9 protein-coding genes are annotated in these 12444 nt (G+C 45.6%); all 9 read right to left on the bottom strand.

The window, feature by feature from the left end:
- Positions 1-60 precede the first annotated feature (60 nt).
- The 9 genes from PQG66_RS07020 to fumC all read right to left on the bottom strand — a co-directional run bounded on the left by PQG66_RS07020 (position 61) and on the right by fumC (position 12349).
- Entirely contained in the window at positions 61-786 is a 726-nt protein-coding gene (locus PQG66_RS07020; RefSeq protein ID WP_272036712.1) for a ThuA domain-containing protein, read from the bottom strand.
- A gap of 111 nt (positions 787-897) precedes the next feature.
- Complete coding sequence (locus PQG66_RS07025) at positions 898-2070, bottom strand: Gfo/Idh/MocA family protein (protein ID WP_272036714.1); 1173 nt, start codon at positions 2068-2070, stop codon at positions 898-900.
- A gap of 100 nt (positions 2071-2170) precedes the next feature.
- Positions 2171-3247, bottom strand: coding sequence for a LacI family DNA-binding transcriptional regulator (locus PQG66_RS07030; RefSeq protein WP_272036715.1), 1077 nt, complete (start codon positions 3245-3247; stop codon positions 2171-2173).
- A 344-nt stretch (positions 3248-3591) separates the two neighbouring features.
- Positions 3592-4674, bottom strand: coding sequence for a class II fructose-bisphosphatase (glpX, locus tag PQG66_RS07035; protein ID WP_272036717.1), 1083 nt, complete (start codon positions 4672-4674; stop codon positions 3592-3594).
- Between the two features lie 736 nt (positions 4675-5410).
- The gene (locus tag PQG66_RS07040) at positions 5411-7735 is read right to left on the bottom strand and encodes a glycosyl hydrolase (protein WP_442955046.1); all 2325 of its coding nucleotides are present in this window, start codon (positions 7733-7735) and stop codon (positions 5411-5413) included.
- Between the two features lie 363 nt (positions 7736-8098).
- Positions 8099-9925 carry an ATP-binding protein gene (locus PQG66_RS07045; RefSeq protein ID WP_272036721.1) on the bottom strand — a complete coding sequence of 609 codons (1827 nt, stop codon included), beginning with the start codon at positions 9923-9925 and terminating at the stop codon, positions 8099-8101.
- On the bottom strand, positions 9883-10260 hold the full coding sequence (locus PQG66_RS07050) for a hypothetical protein (RefSeq protein ID WP_272036723.1): 378 nt from the start codon (positions 10258-10260) through the stop codon (positions 9883-9885). The genes PQG66_RS07045 and PQG66_RS07050 overlap by 43 nt, the downstream gene beginning before the upstream one ends.
- Positions 10261-10272: 12 nt before the next feature.
- A complete protein-coding gene (locus tag PQG66_RS07055) occupies positions 10273-10785 on the bottom strand; it encodes a CHASE3 domain-containing protein (RefSeq protein WP_272036725.1) in 513 nt (170 codons plus the stop codon).
- Positions 10786-10960: 175 nt separating this feature from the next.
- Positions 10961-12349, bottom strand: coding sequence for a class II fumarate hydratase (gene fumC / locus PQG66_RS07060; protein WP_272036727.1), 1389 nt, complete (start codon positions 12347-12349; stop codon positions 10961-10963).
- Positions 12350-12444 lie beyond the last annotated feature (95 nt).

Consider the following 12444-nt stretch of genomic DNA (forward strand, 5'->3'; position numbering starts at 1 on the left):
CTTATGCGTATATATGAGTACGAACTTACAACTTACTTCACCGTAAATGCACCGTAAAAATTAGGTTTGGTTATCTGCCATCCCCGTGTACACCTCAGTCACTCCTGTTTTGCGGCTCTTCGCCAGTTCTTTACCTGCAGCTGTCCAGAGGAAACCACTGCGCATCATCTCAGTCACGGGTTTCATATCCACGATGTCTGCATGGTGTCCCAGCGAGTTGTAAAAGACACGTCCTGCCCCCCAGCGTTTCGTCCATGCTACAGGCATATCGACAGGCCCATTAGCAGCGTGAGGACCAGATACAATGGGGAAACGAGTCGTGGCCAGCACTTCTACAGCCGGGTCAACGTGCAGGTAGTACTGCTCACTTTTCACCTGAAAATCATCAATATGTTCAAAGAGCGGACTGGAGCCGCGTTTGATATTTACCATGTATTCCACACCATCATTGCCTGGATGAGCCACCCATTGTCCGCCCGTCATAAACTGCCAGTCTACGTTGTTACGGAACGCGTCACACATCCCGCCATGCAGACCTGCAAGACCTACGCCGCTCTGTACAGCGGCCGAAACGTTATTCACCAGTTCCTGTTCGATTTGTCCCATCGTCCATAGCGGCACGATTAAATCCAGACCCAACAGCTTCTCTGCATCTGCGTATGACTCCAGTGTATTGGAGACTTCGACCTCGAACTGCTCTTCCTTCAAAATACGCTCAAAAATTGCTGCTACCTGCTCCGGTTCATGTCCATCCCAGCCGCCCCATACAATTAGTGCTTTACTCATCGCTAGTTCACTCACTTTCCCATTCGTTGATTTTGGTCCTTCCTTGACTCCGAATAGCTGACGATATCTTTGACTGTACTTAGAAACTATTGTGTTCTCTATATTGCACGATTACATCTCTTCAAGGGATACCCAGCGGCGTTCGGATACCGAGCGTTCTACGGCTTCCAATACAGCTTGGCATGCTACCCCGTCATGGAAGTTAGGCGATGGTTGACGCCCCTCAGAAATAGCGGTAACCAGTTCCAACATCTCATGTGTGAATGTGTGTTCAAAGCCAATCGTATGACCAGCAGGCCACCATGCTTCGGCATATTTATGCGCTGGATCGGTAGCCAGCACACGTCGGAAGCCCTGCACATCTTCATCGTCCGTAGTGAAATACACTTCCAGTTCATTCATCCGCTCAAAATCAAAACGCACACTACCCAAGCTGCCGTTAATCTCAAAAGAATTCGTGCTGCGATGTCCGGCTGCGAATCGTGTTGCTTCAAAACTACCCAGCGCCCCACCGGCAAAGCGTGCCAGGAACAGCGTAGCGTCATCCACGGTCACTTCGCCTTTCGGCGCATCTGCACTCGTACTGCCTTTTGCACTAAGACCCGTCATCTCGGAAGCAAGAGGGCGTTCTTTGATAAAAGTTTCGCTCATGCCGATTACCTCCTGGAACTCCCCAACGAGGAAACGAGCCAAGTCAATTAAGTGTGCACCGAGATCACCATGTGAGCCGGAGCCAGCGACTTCTTTTTGCAGACGCCATACGAGCGGGAAGTTCGGGTCAAGAATCCAGTCTTGAAGAAAAAACGCACGGAAATGATAGATTTTGCCTAGACGCCCACTCTCGATGAGATCCTTCGCAAGTTGAACTGCGGGTGAGAAACGATAGTTGAAACCAACCATATGGGTTATACCAGCTTCTTCAGCAGCCTGAAGCATCTCACGGGAATCAGCTAGCGAGAGGGCGAGTGGTTTTTCACAGAACAAATGCTTGCCTTGACGAGCCGCCTCCAGCGCAATCTCTTTATGAGCATCACTCGGAGCATTAATATCGATGAGATCGATGTCATCCCGTTTGACCAGCTCTCGCCAATCTGTCACACTCTCAGACCATCCGAACTGGTTTGCCGCCGCCTGAACACCTTGTTCATTACGACCGCAGATCACGGACATCTCGGGCTGAAGCGGAGCAGATGGGAAGAACATTGGCAGACTACGGTATGCGTTGCTATGGGCCTTCCCCATAAATTTGTATCCAACCATTCCTACACGAAGACGTTTTGACATGATCATTTCCTCCTTAAATAGAATGTGGCTAACCCTTTATTGTGGCCTTTATGTTACGTTTAACTCGATATATATCTAACATCTCAGCATCAACATCAGTTCAAATGCGACCCTGACGCTGTGAAGAAGCTCGAACAATCAACTCCGTCGGCAAAAGCGTTCTTGGTGAGTCAAAGATTACATTGGGATGATAGTCGGTTGCAGAAGCTGCAGTTTTGGCATCCACTGCACCATGCGAACCTTGAATCAGTTTGGATACAGCAAGCTCACCCATTTCGAAAAAGGGAACCCTGACGCTGCTCAATGCTGGAACCGCCATTTCGGCCGCATCGGAGTCATCGTAACCGACAAAAGCCGGGAAATCCTCGATCCGCACACCTCGTTCTCTCAAACCGTGCATAACCCCAATTGCCATCCGGTCATTCGCTGCAAAGACTGCATCAATCTCATGCAATCGTTCCGCAATCGAGCTAGCCGCATCAATGCCGCTTCGCCTGCTATAATTCCCTTCAAACAGCAGACTTGGCTCCAGCTCCATTCCCGCCTCATGTAGCCCCATTCGTACACCCTCCAACCGATCTTGACTGTTAGAATAGATGTCTGGTCCGTTCAAAAAGGCGATGTTGCGATATCCTTGATCCGTAAGGTGACGTATAGCAAGTCTGCTTCCTTCCACATGATCTGCATCCACTTCTGTGAATGACTCGCCTGCAAAATGCTGATTCATGATACAGAACGGATGACCTTCCCGATCCAGCTGTTGTATGGCTGCCAGCTCATCCTGGTCATGTCTTGCACCAAGAATGATGCAGGCATCAATCTTCTGTCTTCGAAACAGATCGGTATAATTCATGGTCTCACCTGCGGTCTGGAACATGACTAACAGATCAAGACCGTTGTCTCTCGCTTTGCTTCCAATACCGCTTAACATTTCTGAGAAAAAGTAGGCTGAGAACAGATGTGCTTTCGGAACATAAGGCAGCACAACGCCAAGATTGCCACTCTTGCTCCTGGCAAAGCTACGGGCAAGCGCACTGGGCACATAGCCTAACCGCTCGGAAGCTTCAAGTACCTTGCGGCGAGTCTCTTCCCTGATCGGGCCAACCCCATTCAGAACTCTGGATACTGTCGCTTCGGACACGCCGGCAAGCTCAGCGACTTCTCTGCGAGAAGCCATGTGATTCACCTCGTTTCAGATGGACTGTACAAGTTAAAATCATTTCCAACACTTTTATGTACGCGCGTACATTTTCTCACGCAATGTAACCGTTGTCAATCCTAAAACAACAAAAAGAATGAGGAATTCAGGATTCACCTTTTTTCCTCATTCTGATGATTGATAACACAACATCCTATGAATGTTCTTTCATTATATGTTGTATCCAGTTAAAGCTCTATCGTCAGCAGTACTGCGATTCGAGGTCCCACTGCGGAACTATAATATTCTGCTGTTGCCTTGCTCTGATTCTATTGTTGTCTTGCTCTGGTTGTAGTCTTCCGATTGGCTGACAAAGAAGTGTCTCATGCATTCGTTGTTCCAATTGGTTCTATGGCAGACTGGATGAATTCGGCTTGTTCCATCGCTTTAGTCAATTTGCGAACAGGATTCGATGGCTCAGAAGACGCTTGGAGCTTGCGAACCTTATGCAGTACTTCCTTGTTTGGTAGAAAATGCTGGGAACGGATATAACGAATGGTTTTGGTTTTGGCGCGCATGACAATCGAATCGGTCTCGGCCCGGTCATCTGCAAGATAACGTACACCACCCAGAATTTCACCAGGCGTAACGCCCGTTGCAGCGAAAATAACATCCTCCGTACCGATCATGTCCTCCATCGTTAACACTTTGTAAGGGTTATCAATTCCCATCTGCAAGCAGCGTTGGAACTCATCTGCATTGGCAGGCATCAAACGCCCTTGAATCTCGCCTCCGAGGCATGACAGCGCTGCTGCCGCTAGTACACCTTCCGGTGCTCCGCCTGAGCCAACATACAGGTCGATACCTGCTTCCGGGAAGGCTGGAGCCATTGCTCCAGCAACATCGCCATCACTCAGGAATTTAATCCGTACGCCAACGTTACGCAGAGCCTTGATGGTACTCTCATGCCGCACGCGATCAAGAATCATCACCGTAAGATCAGATATATTTTTGTTTAGAGCAGCAGCAGCCTTTTGCAGCGTCACCTCAACCGGATCTTCGATGCTGACTTTGCCTACTAGTGCTGGCCCGACTGCCAGCTTCTCCATATACATGTCGGGAGCATGGAGTAGATTTCCTTTTACAGCCACTGCTATGACCGACAAGGCATTGTTCAGTCCTTTGGCTACAATCTCTGTACCTTCTAATGGATCAACAGCAACGTCAACCTCTGGTCCTTCTGCATTTCCGACTTCTTCGCCGATGTACAACATTGGGGCTTCATCCATCTCACCTTCCCCAATCACGACCGTGCCTCGAATGGACACGGAATCGAACATGGCACGCATGGCCAGTGTAGCGGCTTCATCTGCACTATTCTTGTCGCCTCTTCCCATCCAAGGGGCTGAAGCCAAAGCTGCCAATTCTGTTACTCGGACAATTTCCAACGCCAGTTCGCGTTCCATGGTTGTCACTTCCCTTCTGGTTTTCCACAGCATAACGTGAAGATCAGCTGAAATCTATCGCAAATCCATATCGAATTGATCTAAAAATGGCTTAGCAGCAGCCTTCACTCGATTTTTTTACTTATTTTACTATTTATTAATAATCTGATTTCTATCGTTTTAGACTCTTCATTTGAGCTTGGATGACTTCCTTTTTCTCGTTCAAACATTAATATTTTTTCCAATTATCAATATCCTGTCCTCTTCGTTTACATGATCCGAGGATGGTGCCATTTTGCTGCACAGTTTGGTTATTATAAACCTAGGCCTGAGCTTGGCTTTGAACAAAAACCGACCCTGGAAAGAGCTTTTATTCTCTAAAAATCGATAACGATTTCGGATGTATAACTTCCAAACTTAAATTTCTATATAATGGAATTCAATATCCATGGTTAAGGTATAAATTCAGTATCTCAATGATTTCAAAAGAGTTAGTTTTAAATATTAATCAGGTCTTTAGACTTTAACAAAGTCATAGATACAGTCTATAAAGGATATCGAAAAATATGAGTTTACATAACTTTATTTATGGTAACTAAGTTCCTTTTCAATAATCATTGATATAAAACTTTTAACATATAATCTCTTTCCCGTTTTCAAAAAATTTTCTTCCTAAGACCTGTTTCTAAACTTGAAATATAAAAAAAGGCTGAATCAGTCCAAAAAGAACTTAACCCAGCCTTGTTATTTGTACCGTTTAAGGTTCCATTCCCCATACTAATTGATTGTTTATATATCCAGTAACTTTGTTCTGATTGGCATATTGATTGCCCGTTGCCATAAAAGAATAATCATCCGTCTGATTGTAATTAGACCAGTTATTTTTGGAAAAGCGTCCCTGAATCTCAGCACTTTCACCTGGATTCAATGTGCCAGCACTATTTTTGAATCCCACCTCAACATAATAGTCAGCCCCACTCACAGGAGTCGTCAGCTTAACGAACTGACTAGTTACGTTAGCACTTCCAATGCTCGCCCAGTCTGACCAGAAAGTCTGTGCTTCCTCTCCATTGACCGTATAATAATATCGCACTTTCACATCATTCAGGTTAATAGCTGTATTTCCGGAATTGATTAGCTTGAACTTGGGGGCAATACCATTAGTCGAAGCACTTGTATTCCCGTTATAAGCCTGGATCGTTAAGTTACTGTCAGGTGGTACAACAACAACTGAACTATCCACCACATTCAACTTAAGTATGGCATCATTACCACCATTAAAATGAAAGGTTAGACTCACTTGACCCAAAGGTAGTGTAGTCAGGTAGTTTTTCTTTAGCACTACTGTTGCTCCAGACACCGTATAATGCTCATTTGATACAAGACTCACTCCTCCATTCGAAATGCCTGTAAGTTGATGTCCGTTCAAGGTGAGTGAGATTGGGATATCCTGTGCGCTATTTGCTTCCTTATCAAAATTTGCACTTCCAGGTGAGATGACTGCACTTGGATTGGGATTAGGCTGGTTCACCTTAAGATCCGGTAACTCATCCAGAGTGATGACATAATCGCTCTGATAGAGTGTTTTTAACGTGGCGGGATAATTAAATGCATCGCTCATCAGATGTTCGCCGTACCACGGACAGAAGTAGAGCCAGCCAGCCTTTTCCTCCGTCAGATTCTTCACACTTGGAATCGTATCGTTCTCCGTCATTGCGACCATCTTTTTCCCCTTCGTCAGGTTCACTAGCTGATAGAAAATGGAGGTGATGGCATCCTCGTTCGGCACTCCCGACAATCCATCGTAACGGTTATAGATCGTATTGTATTTGTCGTAACCTATCAGATCCACCTGATCGTCTCCCGGATACCAGGCTGGCGAAGTACTATACACATAGCTATTGTACGTCCAGATCAGATTATGCAGATCATAGGTTTCGGTCAGCTCGGTATAGAGCATATCCCACAACTTTTTATACACATCTGCTCCACCTGAAGCCCACCAGAACCATGCACCCTCGCCATTCAATCCTCCGTTCCCCTCGGCTTCATGGTAAGGACGGAAAATGACTGGGACGTTGTTGTCCTGTAAAATCTGGAGCTGCTCTGCAAGATCCGCAATCGTCATCATCACATACTGATATTCTTTTGTACCCGGAATTACGGCTTTCGCTGTATCAAAATTCGTTTCGGTTGGTTTGTAGGTCGCCTCTTTCCAATCCACAAAGTCACCAAGCTGATACGTATTGAAGTTACGAGGCACATTGATATGCCAAGATGCAGTAGCAATGCCTCCGCGGTTATTCACCCAATCCATCATTCGAGCGGTTGTACCATCCTCCCAGCCATAGAGCGGGTTATAGTTCATCAAATCAAAACCGCGAATGGCCGGATATTTTCCTGTCAAATCATGAATCCACTCAAACTCCAGCTCGGAATCTCCATCATTTCCTCCTCCATAAATCTCCTGTTGACCCGAAATAATTTTTTCTCCATATACCTCCGTTAAATAGTTCATCAGTTTTTGAGTTTCTGGTGTGGCCTGAGAATCCGTAAGCACAGGTTGTACATTAAGGGGGTCAAGATCGGCATAATCAACTGTGAACATATCAAAGTAAGCATACCCCCAGCCAGCTTTTAACTGAATCTTGTTGATTCCCTTATTTAGTTTGTGAAAACCAAAATCATAGTCGGACCATGTCGTCGTATACGGAAGCATATAAGAACCTTTGGTCACTCCGTTAACCGCTAAATATTGAAGTCTGCCATCTGGGCTAAGCTCCTGCATATAACGAGTGGAGATGCTGTACATTCCCGTTTCGGGGACTGTCACTTCGAATGTGATCGTACCTGAGCCTTGCATCCAGACAAAACCGCTGCCTGAATAACCAGGCTTAGGCTGCCCGTAAATTTGGGTAACGACCTGCAACTCCGAGCTTAATTCTGCATTCTCACCCTCCATGGTAAACAGTGGTGCATCAGCATGAGCAGTTAAAGATGTGGGCACTGCGAACGTTCCAATCAGTAATGTATTCATCAGCATGACTACAAACACTTGTTGAACCTTTCTTCTCCAATCCATTTTCATTCCGATCCTCATTTCCATCTCCCTTTCCAACTGAAATATGAGAGCGAAATGTGCACATTTCTAATCATGATGACGCTTTCAAAACAAACATATCACGAGTTTCAAATGTTGTAAATATATGGTTATTCCGAGTGAATAATATCCCCGTCTAAAAGGTGTAATGATCTAATCCGAGTAAGAGTACTATTTTTCCATAAATGTTCGAAAACGATTCAATTTATGGTATGAAATACGATTTTTTTAAGAAGATCATGACTTTTTAAGTCTTGTAATTGTACCTAAAATTTAAATAAAAAAACCTATCTCCTATGACAACATCATCATGCTCTCATCGGAAAATAGGTCCAAATCAAATTATCAAATGCCCATCTTTTCGTGATTCATCCATAATTTCATACGGGAGATGACATCTTTAATATTGAGCGGTTTGCTGAGATAGTCTGTTGCTCCGGCGGCAATACATTTCTCCCGATCTTCTTTCATCGCTTTTGCCGTCAATGCAATGATCGGAATCTCCTTCAAGCCGAGACGATTACGAATGTGGCGAGTTGTTTCATACCCGTCCAGCTCCGGCATCATGATATCCATCAGAATGATGTCCGGCTTAAGTCCTCCTTGCTCCAGTAACTGCAGACATTCGGTTCCATCCTGAGCAGAGATTACATTCATCCCATAGTGCTCCAGTGCATTCGCTAGCGCATAAACGTTACGAATATCATCATCCACAACAAGAACCTGTCGTCCCTTAAGTAGCGATTCCTCCAGAGGTGTTAGCCACTGTTCCAACTCTTTCATTTCCATCTCCATTTGAGGTGCTGAAGGAATATTCTCATTCACTGAATCCGTATTATGTGCCTCATCAATGAATAACCTGGAGCCTTGCTCAGGATGGATTGCAACATCCTCTTGACGTAGGGGCAGAAACAATGTAAACACACTACCTTGTCCTACTCGACTTGCTGCCGAGATTGAGCCGCCCAGCAATGTAGCCAGTGATTGAGAGATCGATAGTCCCAGTCCCGTGCCGCCGTATTTCCGCGCAGTTGCACCATCAGCCTGTTTAAATGCCTCAAAAATCTGCAGCAACTTTTCTTCTTCGATGCCAATCCCGGTATCACTAATGGAAAATGCAATGACGTCTGTTTCCTGACCCATATGAGCGGGGTCTGCCAGGCGCATTTGAGAAATCGTCAGCGCAACTTCACCCTCGTTAGTGAATTTGAAGGCGTTCGACAGCAGATTTCTAAGAATCTGATGCAACCTCATCTCATCTGTTTCAATCGTAGCTGGAAGCGGGCTTTGTAATTGAATACGGAAGTCTATTTTTTTCTGCTCCGCCGTTTTCAAAAAGTACTGATTCATGATTTCGGGCAATGTGTTCAGATGAACATCGCTAAATTCCACTTCCATCTGCCCTGCCTCCACCTTAGACAGGTCAAGAATATCGTTAATCAGGTTCAGCAAGTCTTTACCAGATCTATAGATGACAGCTGCATAGTTCTGTTCTTCGGCACTTAAATGATGATGCTTGTTTTCAGCCAGAATTTCTGACAGAATCAGCATGCTGTTGAGAGGGGTACGCAGTTCATGCGACATGTTCGCCAGAAATTCGGATTTGTATCCCGAACTGATTCGCAGCTGATCTGCGGCTACCGCAAGCTCTTGCGCGGCGCTCTCCGCTGCGCCCTTCTGAGACTCCAAACGTTCGTTCAAGATATATAGCTCTTCCGCTTGCAGCTGTAATTTCTCTGATTGTGCTTGTAACTCTTCGTTCATGGCCTGTGATTCATCATAAAGATGCTGAAGCTCCATTCGGGTAACGGTGGAATGAAGCGACACACCAAAGATCACAGTTAATTCCTTGATGACTTCCAGTGCCTTCTCCGATAAAGGCTTCATTGAAGCGAGTTCCATAACACCAACTGTTCTCCCCTCGAAGAGAATAGGCACAACCGTCAGTGAACTCGCTGAAGTATGCCCTAGCCCGGAAGAAATTCGGATGTAATTCTGAGGTAGATCATTCATACGCAGGACCCGCTGCTCCATTGCACTCTGACCGACCAATCCTTCGCCGGGTGCAATCGATATTTTCCCGAGAGAACGTTCCTTCTCTCCTTCCCCTGCATAAGCAGCAACACGCACTAAACGGTTGTCTCTCCAGCTGCTAACTCGCTCAAGAAACAACGAGACAACTCATCAAGGTTCATTGGGTTCTGCAAAACCTTGGCAATTCCCGTGAGTTGATCCTTCACACGGTTTTGTTCCTGTACTTCGTCCAGTAATTGATTTGTCTCATGTCCGAGGTCGCTCGCTTTTTTTGCAACAGATCCCGGGAAAATCGAAATGGATCTGCTTCGTTCCCAGCTCGCCGCCTTCCGCAACACGGAGACCATGCTAACAGATGCAAGGGTACAGGTTTTGGCGAAACGTAGCTCTACTTTGCTCACAATTATGTATACGCTATGGGGTGTAATCTCGGCGCTATCCATTGCTGCCGCATTGATTGTGTCCGGCACCATCGTGAGAACTATTCAAGAGGTGAAGCAAACGATCAGCGATATCTCCAAAGGCGGCAATCTGAAGCAACGTATACGTGTTCGAACAAGAGATGAGATGGCCTTATCCTGATCCCCTTCTTGTTTCATCTGTATGGATCGTTTGCCGGCAATGTCAATCCAGCGGGTGATATGGGATTTCACATTTTGTAAACTCTGCTGCTGATCCGGATTATCACTAATCAGTGCGTATAACTGATCATAATTCGATTTCCACTCGGATAGTCCTTGATCATAAGGCTCAAGATAGCTCTCCTTCCCAGTAAGCATGAATCCTCGCTGTCCCGTCTCCATATCTAGCACGTTTTTTTCAATGGCGTTGGTTAGATTATGTACGTTTAGATCATGGTGGCTGATAAAATCATTCTCTTTTTGTAATACATTAATTTGGGCTGAAAGTACCACCAGCACTACGCCAAATAAGAGTACAACTACAAGATAGCCCAAAACAATTTTGGAGCGTATCGTAAATCTTCTCGTTTTAGACAACGTGGAACCCTCCAAATATATTCAAGCTATGAAATCAGTTGCATATGTATTTTATCCGCATAGGTATCTTATGACAAGCAAAATCTATGTCCCATGAGAAAAACGACCTGCTTCCGCAGATCGTTTTTTCGGGACTTTCTTCGTATTTTCTTCCTAAGAAGATATGATTAATAAGTTAGGCCTTTGGTGCAATCATTTTGGCTGGGTCTACATATTGATCGAATTGCTCCTCTGTAAGAAGTCCCGTCTGTAATGCGGCTTCCTTCAGAGACAAACCTTCTTTATGTGCAAGCTTTGCAATTTTGGCTGCATTCTCATATCCGATATGAGGATTCAGAGCAGTCACCAACATGAGCGAGTTATCCAGATTATGTTTGATCTGATCCAGATTCGGCTCAATGCCTACTGCGCACTTGTCATTAAACGCAACGATTGAGTCAGCAAGCAACTGTACAGATTGTAAGAAGTTATAGATGATAACTGGCTTGAATACGTTAAGCTCAAAGTTACCTTGACTCGCCGCAAACCCGATCGCTGCATCGTTACCCATGACTTGTGTCACAACCATTGTGATTGCTTCGCTCTGTGTTGGGTTCACTTTACCTGGCATAATCGAGCTGCCTGGCTCGTTCTCAGGGATACGAATCTCACCGAGACCGCTGCGTGGACCACTTGCAAGCCAGCGCACGTCGTTGGCAATTTTCATCAAATCCGCTGCAAGCGCTTTTACTGCACCGTGAGCATAAACTACTTCGTCATGGCTGGTCAGTGCATGGAATTTATTCGGCGCAGATACGAAATCTTTGCCTGTATGTTTACCAATCTCCTTGGCTGTGAGATCACCAAAGTCAGGATGTGCGTTGATTCCGGTTCCTACCGCCGTACCACCAATGGCAAGCTCCTTCATGTACTGGACACTTTCACGAATCATGCGTTCACTTTTCCCTAGCATGGCTTCCCATCCGCTGATCTCTTGACCTAGCGTAATCGGCGTCGCATCCTGAAGGTGAGTACGTCCAATTTTGATGATATCCTTAAATGCTTCAGCTTTTTCAGTGAAAGTCGCTTTTAATACCGCAATTGCAGGCAGTAACTGATCTTCCACAGCAAGAACACCCGCGACGTGCAACGCTGTTGGGAATGTGTCGTTAGAGCTTTGCGACATATTTACATCATCATTTGGATGAAGGCGCTCTTCCTTACCTTTTTGCTCCAGCAGCTGATTACCAAGATTTGCGATGACTTCATTCACGTTCATGTTGGACTGTGTACCACTACCCGTCTGCCATACAACCAATGGGAAGTGATCATCAATACGTCCTGCAATTATCTCATCTGCCGCATAAGCAATAGCATCTGCTTTCGCCGCTGATAACTTTCCTAATTTATGGTTACTGGCCGCAGCACTTTTCTTCAAAATGGCTAGAGCGCGAACCACTTCCATCGGCATATGCTCGCGTCCAATCGGGAAATTCTCCTTACTGCGCTGCGTCTGAGCGCCCCACAGCCTGTCGGCTGGTACTTTCATCTCGCCTAACGTATCTCTCTCAATGCGGTATTCCACTTGCTTGTCCTCCTCCAAAATGTGATCTGGGTCTCTAGAAAGCTTGTGTATCTCGTCATATTATACATGATTCACGAGCAAGTTTTCACCTTTTC

Origin of the sequence: Paenibacillus sp. JJ-100 (assembly GCF_948329825.1) — a bacterium.
Classification (GTDB): Bacteria; Bacillota; Bacilli; order Paenibacillales; family Paenibacillaceae; genus Paenibacillus.

Coding starts and splice junctions, on each gene's coding strand:
- PQG66_RS07020 (WP_272036712.1), bottom strand. CDS start 786: ATGAGTAAAGCACTAATTGTATGGGGCGGCTGGGATGGACATGAACCG.
- PQG66_RS07025 (WP_272036714.1), bottom strand. CDS start 2,070: ATGTCAAAACGTCTTCGTGTAGGAATGGTTGGATACAAATTTATGGGG.
- PQG66_RS07030 (WP_272036715.1), bottom strand. CDS start 3,247: ATGGCTTCTCGCAGAGAAGTCGCTGAGCTTGCCGGCGTGTCCGAAGCG.
- glpX (WP_272036717.1), bottom strand. CDS start 4,674: ATGGAACGCGAACTGGCGTTGGAAATTGTCCGAGTAACAGAATTGGCA.
- PQG66_RS07040 (WP_442955046.1), bottom strand. CDS start 7,735: ATGGATTGGAGAAGAAAGGTTCAACAAGTGTTTGTAGTCATGCTGATG.
- PQG66_RS07050 (WP_272036723.1), bottom strand. CDS start 10,260: ATGGTGCCGGACACAATCAATGCGGCAGCAATGGATAGCGCCGAGATT.